Below are 16241 nucleotides of genomic sequence, written 5' to 3'. Positions count from 1 at the left end.
GTTGATGACCTCCGGTTCCGCACTGCCCGAGTCCGCTCCCGCCCTCGTCGTCACTCGTCACGGCGGCGCGAAGGTCCTCGACGTCCGCGACGAGCCACTCGGCGAGCCCGGGGCCGACCAGGTGCTCGTGCGGGTCGCCGCCGCCGGCGTCAACTTCATCGACGTCTACCAGCGCGAGGGCGTCTACCCGATCCCCACCCCGTTCGTCCTCGGCACCGAGGGCGCGGGCGAGGTCGTCGCGGTCGGGTCCGACGTGAGCAGCTTCGTCGTCGGTGACCGCGTCGCCTGGGGGCAGGGCCTCGGCTCCGCCCAGGCGTACGCCACCGTGGACACGAAGAACCTCGTCCACGTCCCCTCGGGCCTCGACCTCCAGACCGCGGCCGCCGCGATGCTCCAGGGCCTCACGGCGCACTACCTCACGACGAGCACGTATGCCGTCCAGCAGGGCACCGTGGCCCTCGTCCACGCCGCCGCCGGCGGCGTCGGGCAGCTGCTCACCCAGATGGTCAAGAGGCGCGGCGGCCGCGTCATCGCCACCGCCGGCTCGGCCGAGAAGCTCGAGACCGCGCGCGAGCGCGGCGCCGACGAGCTCATCAACTACGCCGAGGTCGACGACGTCGCGGCCGCCGTCCGCGAGCGCACGGACGGCCGGGGCGTCGACGTGGTCTACGACGGCGTCGGCAAGGACACCTTCGAGGCGTCACTCGCCTCCCTGCGACCGCGCGGCCTCATGGTGCTCTACGGCGGCGCCAGCGGCCAGGTCCCGCTCTTCGACCTGCAGCGCCTCAACGCCATGGGCTCGCTCTTCGTCACCCGACCGAGCCTCGGCGCACACGTCGCGACACCCGAGGAGCTGCGCGCCCGGGCCACCGAGCTGTTCGGCTGGATCGAGAACGGCGACGTGCAGGTGAGCATCGGTGGGCGCTACCCGCTGGCCGACGCGCGCGCGGCCTACGCCGACCTCGAGGGCCGCCGCACGCAGGGCAAGCTGCTCCTCATCCCCTGAGCGACAACCGGCGTCCCCTCGGGTCCGGAGGACCGCGACGACGGTGCCCGCCTGTCCCTCAGACCAGTCGGCGCCCCATGGCCCAGGCGGTGAGCTCGTGGCGGGAGGACAGCTGGAGCTTGCGGAGCACCGACGACACGTGCGTCTCGACCGTCTTCACCGAGATGAAGAGCTCCTTGGCGACCTCCTTGTACTGGTAGCCGCGGGCGATGAGCCGCATCACCTCGCGCTCGCGCGCGGACAGGCGGTCGAGCTCCTCATCGACCTCGGCGATCTCCCCCGCCGCCGCCCCGAAGGCGTCGAGCACGAAGCCCGCGAGCCGGGGGGAGAAGACCGCGTCCCCGTCGGCCACGCGGCGCACCGCCGTGTGGAGGTCGCGCGCGGTGATCGTCTTGGTGACGTAGCCACGGGCACCGGCCCGGATGACCGCGATGACGTCCTCGGCCGCGTCCGACACCGACAGGGCGAGGAAGCGGACCGGGGCGCCGGCCTCGCTCTCGACGCCGAAGCAGCCGTTGATGACGTCGGCCCCGCCCTTGCCCGTGCCTCCGGGGAGGTGGACGTCGAGCAGCACGACGTCGGGCCGGGTCTCGCGGACGACCTTGACCGCCGCCTCGACGTCGGGGGCCTCACCGACGATCTCGATCGCGGCGCCGGCCTCCTCGGCGAGCTCGCTGCGCACTCCCGTGCGGAACATCCGGTGGTCGTCGACGAGGACGACCCGCACGGGTCCGGTGCGGGCGGGGGTCCGGCCGGCTGGCGTCGTGGGTGTGGACATCAGTGCTCTCCTTCGAGGGGCGGCAGCGTGAGCTCCACCTCGGTTCCGTCCTCACGGCGGCGGACGCGGGCGCCGCCTCCGTGTCGTGCCATCCTGGCGAGGATCGAGGCCCGCACGCCGAGCCGGTCCTCCGGCACGTCGTCGACCTCGAACCCGTCGCCGCGGTCGCGCACGAACGCCTCGACCCCGTTCGGGCCGATCTCGACGTATGCCGTCACCGGCGGCTTCCCGTGCCGGGTCGCGTTGAGCATCGCCTCGCGCATGGCCCGGGCGAGGGCCGTGCCGTGCTCCTCGAGGGGCCGGTCGCCGGTGACGACGAGGTCGATGACGACCCCGTGGAGGTCCTCGACGTCGTGCGCGGCCGCGGTCACCGCGGTGGCGAGAGTCTCGTCGGAACCTGCGGGGCCGGCATACAGCCACGAGCGCAGCTCGCGCTCCTGGGCGCGGGCGAGCTGGGTCACCGACGCCGGGTCGTGGGAACGCCGCTGGATGAGGGCGAGGGTCTGGAGGACCGAGTCGTGCAGGTGGGCGGCGATGTCGGCGCGCTCGTTGGCCCGGGCCGCGACCTCCTGCTCCTCGCGGTAGTCCCGCCACAGCCGGACGACCCAGGGCGCCGCGATGAGGGTCGCCCCGACGAGGACGGCGAGCGTGGCGAGCAGGGCGTCGCCCATGGCGGAGAGCGAGCTGCCGCGGATGGTGAGGACGAGGATGCCGATGACCGCGACGGTGATGCCGAGGCCGAGGCGCACCCACATCCGCCCGCGGTCCTGCTCCTGCGTGCCGAGCCACTTCGTGCGCTCGGCGTCGTCGAGGTGCGACCACGCGACGGCGACGCCGGCGGCGATGAGGAGCAGCGGCAGGAGCACCCCGGCGCGCACGTCGACCCCGGCGAACTGCAGCCCGACGACGGTGCCGACGAAGACGAGCAGACCGCCGACCGCCACCGTCACGCCCCAGCGAGACTCCCCGAGGCCGGAGACCGCGCGCAGCGCCCCCGGCTCGCGCTGCTGGCCGCCGGTGTCGCTCGTCGGGGTCACCGCCCAGAGGAAGAGGTAGATGGGGATGCCCGGCCCGACGAGCGCGAGGACGACGACGGTGACGTGGACCCAGCGCCGGCTGACCCCGAGGTGGTCGGCGATGCCGGCGCACACACCGCCGATCCACCGGCCGTGCACGGGTCGGGTCAGCCGCGGCCTCCCGGGCGCGGGGAGGTCCGTCGGTGGCGCGACGCGCTCGTACGGTGTGGGCACACCCCCATCCTGACGCACGGCGAGCGAGACGGTGGCGATGGCCGGGGTGGCGTGGGGGTCACCTCAGGGAGTCGTCAGGGTCGACCCTCATGGCCGTGGGCCGCGCGCTCGGCCACTGTTGGTGACATGACGCAGACACCTCACCCCGCGGACGGCGGGCCCACCGGCCCGACCGGTCCAGCCGCTCCCCCGTATCCCGGTCCGCCGCCGACCCAGCAGCCGCCGTGGCAGCCGCCGTCGGAGTCGAGCCGCTTCTGGGACGACATCCTCGCGACCGGTCTGCGCCGCGACCGCTCCCGCCAGTGGTTCGCCGGCGTGTGCTCCGGCATCGCCCGCCGCGTCGACGTGGACCCGGTCCTCATCCGCGCGGCCTTCATCGCGCTCACCCTCTTCGGGGGGTTCGGCATCGTCGCCTACCTCGTCGCCTGGCTGCTCCTGCCGGACGAGGGCGGCCGGATCATGGCGCGCGACGCCCTCGACCGGGACGGCAGCACCGGCGCCACGGGGGCCATCGTCCTCTCGGTCATCGCGGTGCTCGTCATCGCGGCCATCGTCTTCGGCGACAACGGCTTCCTCATCGGCTGGGGCGTCATCCCGCTCGCCATCGTCGCCTGGCTGTTCTGGCGCCACCAGCAGGGCAGGGACAGCGTCCCGGCCTGGTCCTCCGCCGCGCAGGGCGCCCCGGTGCCGGGCGGGACCCCCGCCGGCGCCGCCCCGGGCGGCCTCGCCCCCACCGGTCCCGTCCCCCCAGCCCCGTCAGGAGCCAGCATGTATGCCGCCACCACCAGCCACGTTCCCGGGGCACCGCACGCTCCGATCGCACCGGAGGCACCCGGCGCCGGCCACGACGGGTGGCAGCCGCCGCCCGCACCCCCGGTCCCGCCGCGCTCGTGGGTCCCGGTCGCCCCGCCGCCCCCGCCGCGTCCGCGCCGACGCAGCGCCGGCTTCGCCGGGTTCGCGCTGACCCTGGGCATGGCGGCCGTCGGCTACGGCGCCGGCCTCATGCTCGACGGCCCGCTCGACTTCAGTGGCTCCGAGGAGCTCTTCGGCGTCATCCTCGCCCTCGGCGCGGCCGCCCTCACCACCCTCGTCATCGGGCTCTCGGGTCGTCGCAGCATCCTGTCGGCCGGTCTCGTGGTCCTCCTCGGGCTCGGTGCCACGGTGGCCGCCGTCGGTGAGGAGACGATCGGTGGCGAGCGCGGCATCCGCACCTGGACCCCCGTGCTCTCCGACTCCCCGACGAGCTACAGCCACGGTGCGGGCCGCACGACGCTCGACCTGCGCCCGCTCTTCGCCAGCCTGGCGACACCGCCGGTCGCCCCCACCCCGGAGGTGGCCCCGAGCCCGGTGCCGAGCGCGTCGGGCCTCCCGGTCCCGACGGTCACCCCGAGCCCGGCCCCGACGGCCACGGCATCGCCGCTCGTCCCGTCGGTCCCGCAGGAGATCACCGTGGAGCAGGGCGCCGGCGAGATGGACATCATCGTCCCCCCCGGCGCCGCCGCCCAGATCCGGGCCCGCGCCGACTTCGGTGAGGTGCGAGTCCTCGGCGACCTGCCCGCAGGCCGGTCCGACCGGGACGACGGCACCGACGACGGGCCCAGCGAGACGTTGACGCTCAGCCTGGGATCGGGCGCACCGGCCGTCACCGTCCGCGCCGACATCACGTTCGGTCAGATCACCATCAAGGAGGGCTGAGCGATGAGCCAGCACGACCAGACCACGCCCATCGAGACGGTCCTCGCCGAGTCGGACGACTCGCAGCGCCCCGACGCCGGCCGGACGGACCCGCAGGACCCGTCGGTCCGCGACGACCGCTCGGTCCTCCAGGACCGCCCGGACGACACCACGGCCTACCGCGGCTCGACAGCGGTGCCGGAGTTCCGGTCCGGCCCGGCCCCGACGACCTCCGTCGTCGGACTCCTCGGCCTGCTGACGACGATCGCGGTCCTCGTCTCCCAGGTCACCGATCTCGACATCCCCTGGGGTGTCGTGGGACCCGTCGCCGTCGTCGGCGCCGGTGTCCTCCTCGTCGTCCTCGGACTGGCGGGTCTGCGTGGTCAGCGATTCAGGGGTTGAGCGCTCACGCGGACACGCCGGCGACGGCGAGGGCTTGAGGGACCGAGCTCGCGAGCGACAGGCTCGCGAGCTCGGTCTCGTCCACCCATCGGGCGTCCGAGGTCGAGCCGCCCACGTCCAGCACGACCGGGTCGCTCGGCTCGGCGCAGTGCGCGGTGTGGAACAGGCGCACGGCGTGGAAGTCCTCCACCCGTCCGCCCGGAGCACGTCCCACCCAGTGCCTCGTCATCACGGTGAGCAGCCGGACGTCGCTCACGTGCTGGCCGGTCTCCTCGTGGACCTCGCGCAGGACCGCCACGGCCGGGTCCTCCCCCGGGTCGAGCCCGCCACCGGGCAGGTTCCACATCCCCGAGGCGTTCGTGTGCTCCGACAGCTCGGTCATGAGGACCCCACGCGAGCTGCGCACGACGGCATACGCCGCGACCCGTTGGTGGGCCACGGCGCTCGCGACGTCCGCCGCGGTCAGGCCGTCGTCCCGCTCCAGGCGTCCCGACGCGACGGCGTCGAGGTCCGGGCGGGCGGGCCGGACGGCATACGTGATCCGCAGGTCCTGCGATGAGCTCCTCGTCACCGACACCGGAGCGCCCGACCACCCCCGCCGGGCGAGCTCGACCGCCGGGTCGGCCCCGTGCTCGAGGGCGAACCCGTCGGCCCAGCGACCGCGGAGCATGGCGACGACCTCGATCACGACGCTTGCCCAGCGAGCCGGCGGGCGCGGGCGTACTCCCCGGTCGTGCTCTCGACCACCCGGTCCCACGACTGCGCCGGCGGCGTGGAGAGGTTGTGGGCGCGGATCCCGTGCAGACGATCACGGTGGCCGGCGAGGTCGGCCAGGGCCGCGGCGAGGGCGTCGTCGGACCCCCGGAGCAGGCCCTCGCGACCGTCGGTGACGAAGTCCTCCACCCCGGTCCCCGTGCGCGCCACGACCGCGAGACCCGCCGTCCGGGCCTCGAGCACCGCGATCCCGAAGGCCTCGAGGCGCGCCGTCGTGAGGTAGACGTCGCTGCGCCGGTGGAGGTCGCGCAGCTCCTCGCGGGTCACGCGCCCGGGCAGGTGGACCCAGTCGACGCCGTGCCGGCGGAGGCCCGCGGCGACGACCCGGCGCTGCGGCCCGTCCCCGACGAGGTGCGCCTCGATCCGCACGCCCGGGTGGGTCCGGTCGAGACGGTCCCGCGCCGAGCGCAGCACGTCGACGAGGGCGCCGGGACGCTTGCGCCGCACGAACCGCAGGGCGCTGACGACCCGGACGGCGTCGTCCGGCGCGCGGACCACGCCGGACTGCGGACGCCACGCGTCCACGTCGATGCCGTTGCCCAGCACCTCCACCTCGGCGCCGCCGGCCACCCCGGAGACGCGCGCGGCCGCCATGGTCGAGACGGCCGAGAGGGCCGCGCGCCCCTCGCCCCAGCGCCGGGCGTGCCCGAGCACCCGCAGGATCGGGGCGCTCCTGTCGATGACGCAGTGCCAGGTCACGGCGGTCGGGACGTCGCAGGCGAGCGCCACGTCGACGAGGCCGGTCGCGAACGGGCTGACGACCCCCATGTGCGCGTGCGCCACGTCGAAGCCACCGGAGCCCAGCAGCCGGCGCACCTCCTCCGTGGCGAAGGGGTTGACCGGTGGCGCGCCCGGGAACGGCAGCGGCAGCCGGTGCACGGTGACCCCGGCGTCGGTCTCGACGGTGCGGGTCCGGGTCTGCCCGGGGGTCGCCGTGACGACAGCGACCTCGTGCCCGGCCGCCACGAGCCGGCGGGCAAGGCCGTGCACCTGCACCTCGATGCCGCCGAGCCGCGGCAGGTAGCAGTCCGACAACAGGGCGACCCTCACGAGCGACCAGCCTGCCATGCGTCAGGATGGTGGCGATGACGCGCACGCTCGTGGCCTTCCACGCCCACCCGGACGACGAGGCCCTCCTCACGTCCGGCACGATGGCACGCGCCGCCGCGGAGGGGCACCGCGTCGTCCTCGTCGTCGCGACCGACGGGGCCCTCGGGCTCGCGGCCGACCGGTTCCGCAGCGGCGACGCCCTCGCCACGGTCCGGCTCGCCGAGACGCGCCAGTCCGCCGCCGCCCTCGGGGTCGTGCGCGTCGAGTGGCTCGGCTACGCCGACTCCGGGCACGGCGGGCCGGTCCCCGCGGACCCACCCGGGACGGTGCGCTTCTGCCGGGCCCCGGTCGAGGAGGCCGCTGAGCGCCTCGCCGCGATCCTCACCACCGAGCAGGCCGACGTCCTCCTCAGCTACGACGCCGCCGGGGGCTACGGCCACCGCGACCACGTCCGCGTCCACGAGGTCGGCGCCCGCGCCGCCGAGATCGCGCGGACCCCGCGCGTCCTCGAGGCGACCGTGCCCCGCGACACCATCGCCAGGGCGGTGCGCTGGGCCGCGAAGGTCTACCCGTTCCCCGACGGGTTCGACCCCACGACCTTCGAGCGCAGCTTCACCGCCCGGGCCGCCATCACCCACCGCGTCGACGTCCGCCGCTACGCCCGCGCCAAGCGGGCGTCGATGCGCGCCCACGCCTCCCAGGCGTCCAACGACGGCTCCCAGAGCGGCGACCGGACCCTCGCCGCGTTCCTGAGGATCCCGCGACCCCTCTACGACGTCGTCTTCGGTCGGGAGTGGTTCCGCGACCCGAGCGTGGCACCCGGCCCGGCGGACGGCATACGCACCGACATCTTCGAAGGACTGCCGTGAGCCGGCGCGCGAGACAGGTCGTCCGCGTCGTCCTCGGTCTCGCGCTCGCCGTCGGCCTCCTCGGGTGGGGCTTCCCGATCTTCGCCGACACCACGTGGGGCGAGATCTTCGACCACGTCCGGGCGGTGTCGTGGTGGCAGGCGAGCGGCTTCCTCGGCCTCGTGCTCGTCGGTCTCGGCTGCTACACGCTGACGTTCACCGGGTCGCTGCCGGGCCTGAGCAACTGGCGTGCCTTCATCGTCAACATCTGCGGCTCGTCGGTGAGCAACCTCCTCCCGGGAGGGGGCGCGGTCGGGCTGGCGGCGACCTACACGATCCTGCGCTCGTGGGGGTTCCGCAACCGTGACGTCTCGACCTCCGTGATCGTCACGGGTGTCTGGAACACGCTCGCCCGGATCGCCCTGCCCATCGTCGCGATCGTCATGCTGTGGGCCGGCAACGACGGGCTGCCGAAGTCGCTGACGAACGCTGCCCTGGCGGCGGCGATCTCCGGCCTGGCCCTCTTCGCCGTCTTCGTCGCGCTCCTCGTCAGCGAGCGAGCCGCTCAGGCCATCGGCGGTGGGGTCGACCGTGTCCTCGCCCCGCTCTTCCGGCGCCGCAAGCGCACGATGAGCCTCCACGCGCTCGTCCACGACCTGCGGCTGCGCATCAACGAGGTCGTGCGCACGGGCTGGCTGCAGATGACCCTGGGCATGGTCGGGTTCTTCGGGTTCTACTACCTGCTGTTCGTCCTCATCATGCACTCGGTCGACGTCTTCCTGCCGCTCGGGATCCTCTTCGCCGCCTTCGCGGTCGGGCGGCTCCTCACCGCGGTGGGCATCACGCCCGGTGGGGTGGGCGTGACCGAGTCGGCCACGGTGGTGGCGCTCGTCGGCTGGGGCGCCGAGTCGGCGTCGGCCGGGGCGGGCGTCGTGCTCTTCTCGATCTTCACGCACCTCATGGAGGTGCCGCTGGGTGCTCTCGGCTGGCTCGCCTGGTCGCTGAGCCCCCGCGTGCGGAACGCCACCGGCGAGGACCCGGAGGCAGCGGCAGTCAGTCCTGGATGAACACCAGGGCCATCGGGGTCTGCTCGCTGCCCTGACCGAGCGGGTTGTCCGCGAACATCTCCTCGAACCGGGCCTTGTCCCCCGGGACGTCGCTGCCGAGGACGTTGCGACCGATGTCGTTGGCGTCCATGACGATGGTCCCGGCGAACTGCTCCCTGTGTGCGGTGGGCACCCGCTCGCGGATCCCGGCCGACAGGCGGGCGGCCACCTGGTCGGGGTCCTTGGGCGCGAGCTTCGCGGAGACGTTCGAGGGGTAGGCGGAGTACTCGGTCGGGCCGTCGATGGCGCTGATGTCGTTGCCGACGAGCTCGTAGAAGAGCCCCTTGCGACCGATGACCTTGCCCACGGCCCCGCCGGCGGCGGCATAGAGGACGCGCGGGAGGCCGGCCTCCTCGATGGCGAGCTGCATCGTGAAGGGTGAGCCCAGCCCGATCCCCGCGGGCGTGCGGGTGACGTACTTGGACAGGACCCGGGCCGGCTTGCCGACCTTGATGTCCCAGATGAAGTACGAGCGACCCTGGGTGATGGCGATGATCTTCTCGGAGATGAAGAGGTACCAGCGACCCGTGGTCGCACCCTTGTGCTCCGGTCCGGCCGTCGGCAGGGTCGCGAAGAACTCCTCGACCCGCTCGAGCACCCGGGCGTCGAGGTCGTCGCCCTGCGCGAAGAGGTCGGTGCGCAGCGGGTAGCGGCGCACCGTCTCGCCGCGCGCGGTCGTGATGTCGAGGGCCTTGCCGGCGTTCGGCTCGACGTCGGACTTGGGCGCAGCCTGGGTGGTGGCCTTGTCGACCGGCGGGGCGTCGTCGAAGAACTCCTGCAGCCACAGCTCGAGGTTGAGGAAGCGCCAGAACATCATCGTGTCGGCGTTGTTGCTGCCCTTGATCCAGCCCTCGAAGGCGTGCAGGACGTCGGTCTGGCGGAAGTAGGGCCGGTTCGCGAACGACTCGCTGAGGAAGATCGAGTAGAAGTGGTTCTTGAGGCGCATGAACCACTCGGACTGCGGCGTCGTGAAGCCGATCTTGTTGCGGCGGCGGTTGATCGACTCCGGCAGCACGCCCCGTGTCGCGTCACGCAGGATCCGCTTGTTCCAGCCGTCCTTGATGATCGCCTCGTCGGTGAGGCTGAAGATGAACTTCACGACCTCCTTGTCGAGGAACGGCACGCGCCCCTCGAGGCTGAAGCGCATCGTGTTCTTGTCCTCGTAGCGCAGCAGGCTCGGCAAACTGTTGTGGAACAGGTCCTCGATGAGCCGCTTCTTGAGGTTGCTCTGCTCCACCGGGAACCGCTCGTCGCGGTGCCGGGCGGCGAACTCGGCGTTGAGGAGCGAGTTCACCGGGACGTCCTTGCGGCCGGTGAGCTTGGCCTTCACCCGGAAGCGCCCGAGGCGGTAGAGCACGTCGAGCGACTTGCTCAGCTCGGCGGCCGCGGCCCGGGCCCCCTGCGCGCGCAGCTGGCGGAGGTAGACGGCGTAGTAGGGGATGTAGCCGGCCATCATCTCGTCGGCGCCCTGGCCGTCGAGGAGGACGGTGACGTGCTTGGTCGCCTCGCGCATCACCTGGAACTGCGCGTAGGGACCGCTGGAGATGAGCGGCTCCTCCTGCGTCCGGATGAAGTCGCGCAGGTCGGCCTTGAACTCATCGGCGGTCGGGAGGATCTTGTGGCCGTCGACGTGGCCCTGGCAGATCTCGAGGACCTCGTCGACGTACTTCTCCTCGTCGTTGATCGAGTTCGGGAAGACGGCGCTGAAGGTGTTCTGCCGGACGCCGACCGACGCAGTGCGCTCGTCGCCCTCGTTGATGAGCTGGTTGATGACGACGGCGACGGCGGAGCTGTCGAGACCACCGGAGAGCGACGTGCCGACGGGGACCTCGGACTGCAGGCGCAGCCGGACCGCCTCGATGAAGCGCTCCTTGTACTCGGCCGCGGCCTCGTCGTCGTAGGGACGCTGCTCCTGCGCCAGCTCCGCGAGCTCCTCGCGCAGGCGGGTGAACATGCTCCGGCGGATGCCGTTCGCGTCGGCCTCGAGCATCTCGCCCGGCTGGAGCCGCTCGATGCCGTCGAAGAAGGTCTCGGTGCCGTCCTCGTGGGCCCGGAACTTGAGGTAGCGGTAGATGGCGCGCTCGTTGGGCTTCTTCTCGTACAGCCCGCTCGCGAGGATGGGCCGGATCTCGCTCGAGAACAGCAGCGCCTCCCCCTCCCCCGCCCCCTCTTTCGCAGCGTCAGCGTCAACGGTCGCTAGAACAGCCGTCGACGCTGACGTTGCGCCAGTCGCGGGGGCCGGCACGCGGCAGATGTAGACCGGCTTGATGCCGAAGTGGTCGCGGGCGAGGGTGAGCCGCTGCTCGTCGCGGTCCCAGATGGCCAGGCCGAACATGCCGTTGAAGCGGTCGAAGGCCTCCCCGCCCCACTGGGCGAACGCCTCGAGCACGACCTCGGTGTCGGAGTCTGTCGTGAACGTCCGGCCCAGGGCCTCGAGCTCGGACCGGAGGTCGAGGTAGTTGTAGACCTCGCCGTTGTAGGCGATCGTGTAGCGCCCGTCTGCGGTCGCCATGGGCTGCTGCCCGTGGGCGACGTCGATGATCGACAGTCGGCGGTGAGCGAGACCGCAGGGGCCGTCGACGAAGACGCCCTCACCGTCCGGTCCGCGGTGCTCCTGGCAGTCGTTCATCGTCTGCAGGAGCGTCTCGTTGGCGCTCAGGCCGTGATAGCCGGCGATGCCACACATGCGTTGGGGTCCTCAGTTCTGCTCGGGGTACCGGTCAAGCCTGCCAGACGCGGACGGATCGACGTCACTCCCACTCGATCGTGCCCGGCGGCTTGCTCGTGACGTCGAGCACGACCCGGTTGACCTCGCGCACCTCGTTGGTGATCCGCGTCGAGATCTTGGCGAGCACGTCGTAGGGCACGCGCGTCCAGTCCGCCGTCATCGCGTCCTCCGACGAGACCGGGCGCAGGACGACCGGGTGGCCGTAGGTGCGGCCGTCGCCCTGCACGCCCACGGAGCGGACCCCGGCGAGCAGCACGACCGGGCACTGCCAGATCTCGCGGTCGAGCCCTGCTGCGGACAGCTCCTGACGGGCGATCTGGTCGGCGTGGCGCAGGATCTCGAGCCGCTCGGCCGTGACCTCGCCGACGATGCGGATGCCGAGACCGGGGCCGGGGAACGGCTGGCGCCACACGATCTCCTCGGGGACACCGAGCTCGAGCCCGACCTGACGCACCTCGTCCTTGAACAGGAGCCGCAGCGGCTCGATCAGGGTGAACTGGAGGTCGTCGGGGAGCCCGCCGACGTTGTGGTGGGACTTGATGTTGGCCGTGCCGGTGCCGCCACCGGACTCGACGACGTCGGGGTAGAGCGTGCCCTGCACGAGGAACTCGACCGGGTGCCCGTCGCGCTCGGCCGAGCCCACGACGTCGCGGGCGGCCTGCTCGAAGACGCGGATGAACTCGCGGCCGATGATCTTGCGCTTCTCCTCGGGGTCCGAGACACCCGCGAGCGCGGCGAGGAACTGCTCGCGCGCGTCGACGACGACGAGGTCGACCCCGGTGGCCGCGACGAAGTCCTGCTCGACCTGCTCGGCCTCGTTCGCGCGCAGCAGCCCGTGGTCGACGAAGACGCAGGTCAGCTGGTCGCCGACGGCCCGCTGCACGAGGGCTGCGGCCACCGACGAGTCGACGCCGCCGGAGAGGGCGCACAGCACCCGCTTGTCCCCCACCGTGACCTGCACTTGCTGGATGAGCGACTCGACCACGTTGTGCGCGGTCCAGTCGCCGGCGAGCCGCGCACCGCGGTGGAGGAAGTTCTCGAGCACCCGCTGCCCGAAGGTCGAGTGCATGACCTCGGGGTGCCACTGCACGCCGTAGAGGCGGCGGTCGTCGTCCTCGAAGGCCGCGACGGGGGCGCCGGACGTCGAGGCCGTCACCCGCATGCCGTCAGGGGCGGCCGTCACGGCGTCGCCGTGGCTCATCCAGACGGACTGGTCGCTCGGCTGCCCGTTGAAGAGCGTCGAGCCGGTGTCGGAGACCCGCGCCGGCGTGGAGCCGTACTCCCCCAGCCCGGTGTGGTCGACGTTCCCGCCGAGCGCCTGGACCATGGCCTGGAAGCCGTAGCACATGCCGAACACGGGGACGCCGGCGTCGAGCAGGCCCGGGTCGAGCGAGGGCGCCCCCTCCGCGTAGACCGAGCTCGGCCCCCCGGACAGGATGATCGCGGCCGGAGACTTCTCGAGCATCTCCGCCACCGGCATGGTCGACGGGACGACCTCGCTGAAGACGTGGGCCTCGCGGACGCGGCGCGCGATGAGCTGGGCGTACTGGGCGCCGAAGTCGACGACGAGGACTGGACGGTCGGACAGGGGGGAGGTCTCGCTCACCCGCACAGGCTACTGGCGGGCGAGCCGACCCTCGACCTCGGCGGCGACCCTGCGCTCCACCCAGAACGACAGGAAGGGCACGCACCCGGCGAGCATGACCCCCACCATCTTCGGCAGCGACCACCCCACCTTGAAGCCGAGGTTGGCGGTGGCGACGAGGTAGACCATGTAGATGAACCCGTGCGGCTGGGGCCACCAGTGCAGCGGGTTCTGCTCCCCCTTCATCGACGTGCCGTACTCCAGCACGATCTCGACGAGGAGCACGAGCAGCCCGACGCCGACGATGAACGCCATCACCTTGAAGAAGGTCAGCGCCTTGCGTGCCGCCGTCTCGTCCCGGATCGCGCGCTGCGTCTGGCTGGTCTGCTCGTTGGTCCGTGCCACGTCAGCCATTGTCCCCGCCGCCCGTCACCGGCTCTCGACCGGCCTCCTCGCGCTCGTCGTCCTTGACGATCCGCCACCACATGAACAGCGCGAACAGCGCGAACGCCCACCATTGCAGTGCGTATGCCGCGTTGCGCCATTTGAAGCCCGTCTCACCCGACGGTGTGGGCACCCGTTCCATCGCCCCCACGTCGGCGGCGGCAGGCGCGGGGACCTGCTCCTGCTGGAAGACGAAGGCGTTGTACAGCTCCCCGGGCCAGCGGCTGACGAGGAGCGAGGTGTCGATCGAGCCGAGCTGGCCCTCGGGAGGCGGCTCACCGGCATACGGCGACTCCGGCGGAGCCAGCCCACCCGTGACGGTGACCTGTCCCGCGGGGACGGGCGGCGCGTCGGCGGCCGAGGTGACGAAGCCGCGCAGCACCGGCAGGGTCGCGCCGGTCGCCGACACCCGCAGCGGGGCGACGACCCAGAAGCCCGTGCGGCCCTCGAGCCGGCGGTTCGCGACGACGACCTGGTCGGGGCCGAACTCTCCGGTCGCCACGACGGGGCGCGTGCTCAGCCCCCCGGGGAAGTCCGCGTGCGGGGTGAGGACGGTCTCGACGGCGACCGGCTGCTGGGAGCGCGCCCGCTCGAGCGACTCGCGCAGCGCCTCGTCCTCGGCGACGCCGAGCTGCCAGCGCCCGAGCTGCACGAACGCGATGACGACGAGCACCGCCACCGCGAGCAGCGCGAGGTGGCGCGGCTTGCGGGCGGATCGGAGCACGGCACGAGCGTAATCGGGCGTCCTGAAAGGAAACTCGGTGGCTCGGCGTCCGACCTCCCTCCTACGGTGGGGTGCGATGCCCACGACGACCTGGCCGTACGCCCTCGAGGCCGACGCCACTCCCCCGACCCATCCTGACCGCCTCCTCCTCTGGCTGGTCCGGCGGCAGTGGCGCACCCTCGCGGCGGGCGCGGCCTTCGGGATCCCGTGGATGCTGTCGATCGCCCTCGTCCCGGCCGCCATCGGCAAGGCCATCGACGACGGTCTCGTCGCGCGCGACGGTCGGGCGCTCGTCCTGTGGGCCGGGGTCATCCTCGGCATGGGCCTGCTCAGCGCCGTGACGACCAACCTGCGGCACTGGTTCGCCGTGAGCAACTGGCTCCTCGCCTCGTTCCGCGCGGCGATCGTCACCGAGCGGGCCGTGCGCCGGGCCGGTCCGGCCCTGACGCGCGACAAGCCCGCCGGCGAGGTGCTGACGACGTTCGCCCGCGACTTCTGGCGGGTCGGTGAGTCGTTCGACGTCACCGCCCGGCTCTCCGGGGCGATCGTCAGCTTCGTCGTCGTGTCGGTCATCCTCCTGCGCGGGTCGCTCATGCTCGGGCTCGTCATGCTCATCGGCGGCCCGGTCCTGCTCGCGTCGCTGTCGTTCGTCATGCGCCCCCTGCAGCGGCGGCAGCAGGCCCAGCGCGAGGAGTCGGGCCGGCTCACGGCGCTCGGCGCCGACACCGTCACCGGGCTGCGCGTCCTGCGCGGCGTCGGCGGCGAGGAGAACTTCCTCTCCCGGTATGCCGGCCAGTCCGGTCGGGTGCGCGACGCCGGGGTGCGGCTGTCCGGCGTCCAGGCGCTGCTCGACGCGTCGCAGGTGCTGCTGCCGGGCCTGTTCGTCCTCGTCGTCACGGGGCTGGGGGCGCACCTCGCGGTTGCCGGGGACATCTCGCCGGGGCAGCTCGTCGCGTTCTACGGCTACACGGCCTTCCTCACGATGCCCCTGCGGACGGCGACGGAGTTCGTCAACAAGCTCACGTCGACCCGGGTCGCGGCCAGCCGGATCGCCCCGATCCTCGCCGCCGAGCCCGACCACCCGACCCGGGCCCGCGCCACCCCCGTCCCCCACTCGCCAATTCCCCCGTTGGGGACGGACACGCCGGTGCCCAACCGGGGAACTGGCGAGTTGGGGACGGACACGCGGGCCGGCGGGGAGCTCGTCGACCCGGCGTCGGGCGTCCGGATCGCCCCCGGCCAGCTCACCGCCGTCGTCTCGGCGCGCCCCGAGGACAGTGGCGCCATCGCCGCCCGCCTCGGCCGCGCGCTCCCCGGCCGGCACGGCGTCACGTGGGGTGGGACGGCCATCGACGACCTGCCCATCGACGAGGTCCGACGGGCTATCGTCGTGTCCCAGCCCGACCCGCACCTCTTCAGCGGTCCCGTCCGCCGCGAGCTCGGTGCCGACGAGGTCGACGACCTGGCCCTGACCGCCGCCCTGCACACCGCCGACGCGGCCGACGCCGTCGACTCGGTCGACGGGGGTCTCGACGGCGAGCTCGAGGAGCGCGGTCGGGCCCTCTCCGGCGGTCAGCGCCAGCGGTTGGCGCTGGTCCGGGCGCTGCTGCGCGACGCCGAGGTCCTCGTCCTCGTCGACCCGACGAGCGCCGTCGACGCCCACACCGAGGCCCGCATCGCCGAGCGCCTCGTCAAGCACCGCGCCGGCTCCACGACCGTGGTCGTCACGACGAGCCCGCTGCTGCTCGACCGCGCCGACCGGGTCCTCGTCGTCGAGAGCGGCGTCGTGACCGCGAGCGGGACGCACCGGGAGCTCGTCCGGGACCACCCGGCATACCAACGCATCGTCCTGCGCGGCGAGGGGGACTGAGC

At 72.9% G+C, this 16241-nt stretch carries 14 protein-coding genes; 6 read left to right on the top strand and 8 right to left on the bottom strand.

Annotated elements, in window-relative coordinates:
• Nucleotides 1–4 precede the first annotated feature (4 nt).
• Nucleotides 5–1006 (top strand): quinone oxidoreductase family protein, encoded by a 1002-nt coding sequence (locus AC3EU2_RS11855; protein WP_488176500.1) that lies wholly within the window; start codon nucleotides 5–7, stop codon nucleotides 1004–1006.
• Between the two features lie 58 nt (nucleotides 1007–1064).
• Here the strand turns inward: AC3EU2_RS11855 and AC3EU2_RS11850 are convergent, their stop codons facing one another.
• Nucleotides 1065–1784: a LuxR C-terminal-related transcriptional regulator gene (locus tag AC3EU2_RS11850; protein ID WP_488176499.1), complete on the bottom strand. Its 720-nt coding sequence runs from the start codon at nucleotides 1782–1784 to the stop codon at nucleotides 1065–1067.
• Entirely contained in the window at nucleotides 1784–3034 is a 1251-nt protein-coding gene (locus AC3EU2_RS11845) for an ATP-binding protein (protein ID WP_488176498.1), read from the bottom strand. Before AC3EU2_RS11845 ends, AC3EU2_RS11850 begins: the two co-directional genes overlap by 1 nt.
• A gap of 126 nt (nucleotides 3035–3160) precedes the next feature.
• On the opposite strand from AC3EU2_RS11845, the gene AC3EU2_RS11840 reads away from it, so the two are divergent.
• Both AC3EU2_RS11840 and AC3EU2_RS11835 read left to right on the top strand, forming a co-directional pair.
• Nucleotides 3161–4729, top strand: a complete 1569-nt coding sequence (locus tag AC3EU2_RS11840) for a PspC domain-containing protein (protein WP_488176497.1) — start codon at nucleotides 3161–3163, stop codon at nucleotides 4727–4729.
• 3 nt (nucleotides 4730–4732) lie between these two features.
• Nucleotides 4733–5110, top strand: a complete 378-nt coding sequence (locus AC3EU2_RS11835; RefSeq protein WP_488176496.1) for a hypothetical protein — start codon at nucleotides 4733–4735, stop codon at nucleotides 5108–5110.
• Nucleotides 5111–5114: 4 nt separating this feature from the next.
• On the opposite strand, the gene AC3EU2_RS11830 is transcribed toward AC3EU2_RS11835, so the two are convergent.
• Complete coding sequence (locus AC3EU2_RS11830) at nucleotides 5115–5798, bottom strand: NUDIX hydrolase (protein WP_488176495.1); 684 nt, start codon at nucleotides 5796–5798, stop codon at nucleotides 5115–5117.
• On the bottom strand, nucleotides 5795–6952 hold the full coding sequence (locus tag AC3EU2_RS11825) for a glycosyltransferase family 4 protein (protein WP_488176494.1): 1158 nt from the start codon (nucleotides 6950–6952) through the stop codon (nucleotides 5795–5797). The genes AC3EU2_RS11830 and AC3EU2_RS11825 overlap by 4 nt, the downstream gene beginning before the upstream one ends.
• A gap of 8 nt (nucleotides 6953–6960) precedes the next feature.
• Here AC3EU2_RS11825 and AC3EU2_RS11820 point away from each other — a divergent pair, with 8 nt between their 5' ends.
• Together AC3EU2_RS11820 and AC3EU2_RS11815 are read left to right on the top strand one after the other, a co-directional pair.
• The gene (locus AC3EU2_RS11820) at nucleotides 6961–7803 is read left to right on the top strand and encodes a PIG-L deacetylase family protein (protein WP_488176493.1); all 843 of its coding nucleotides are present in this window, start codon (nucleotides 6961–6963) and stop codon (nucleotides 7801–7803) included.
• Complete coding sequence (locus tag AC3EU2_RS11815) at nucleotides 7800–8849, top strand: lysylphosphatidylglycerol synthase transmembrane domain-containing protein (protein ID WP_488176492.1); 1050 nt, start codon at nucleotides 7800–7802, stop codon at nucleotides 8847–8849. The genes AC3EU2_RS11820 and AC3EU2_RS11815 overlap by 4 nt, the downstream gene beginning before the upstream one ends.
• On the opposite strand, the gene AC3EU2_RS11810 is transcribed toward AC3EU2_RS11815, so the two are convergent.
• The 4 genes from AC3EU2_RS11810 to AC3EU2_RS11795 form a co-directional block, all read right to left on the bottom strand.
• Nucleotides 8836–11574 (bottom strand): asparagine synthase-related protein, encoded by a 2739-nt coding sequence (locus tag AC3EU2_RS11810; RefSeq protein WP_488176491.1) that lies wholly within the window; start codon nucleotides 11572–11574, stop codon nucleotides 8836–8838. The two genes, AC3EU2_RS11815 and AC3EU2_RS11810, sit on opposite strands and share 14 nt — an antisense overlap.
• 64 nt (nucleotides 11575–11638) lie before the next feature.
• Nucleotides 11639–13228, bottom strand: a complete 1590-nt coding sequence (gene guaA / locus AC3EU2_RS11805; protein WP_488176490.1) for a glutamine-hydrolyzing GMP synthase — start codon at nucleotides 13226–13228, stop codon at nucleotides 11639–11641.
• A 3-nt stretch (nucleotides 13229–13231) separates the two neighbouring features.
• Nucleotides 13232–13606: a DUF3817 domain-containing protein gene (locus AC3EU2_RS11800; RefSeq protein WP_488176489.1), complete on the bottom strand. Its 375-nt coding sequence runs from the start codon at nucleotides 13604–13606 to the stop codon at nucleotides 13232–13234.
• A 1-nt stretch (nucleotide 13607) separates the two neighbouring features.
• Complete coding sequence (locus tag AC3EU2_RS11795; protein WP_488176488.1) at nucleotides 13608–14369, bottom strand: SURF1 family protein; 762 nt, start codon at nucleotides 14367–14369, stop codon at nucleotides 13608–13610.
• Nucleotides 14370–14445: 76 nt separating this feature from the next.
• On the opposite strand from AC3EU2_RS11795, the gene AC3EU2_RS11790 reads away from it, so the two are divergent.
• Entirely contained in the window at nucleotides 14446–16239 is a 1794-nt protein-coding gene (locus tag AC3EU2_RS11790) for an ABC transporter ATP-binding protein (RefSeq protein WP_488176487.1), read from the top strand.
• Nucleotides 16240–16241: the final 2 nt, after the last annotated feature.

This window comes from Knoellia sp. B-D-2, from assembly GCF_057714695.1.
Note: the sequence above shows the minus strand (reverse complement) of the source record. Positions and strands in the feature narration are given on the sequence as shown.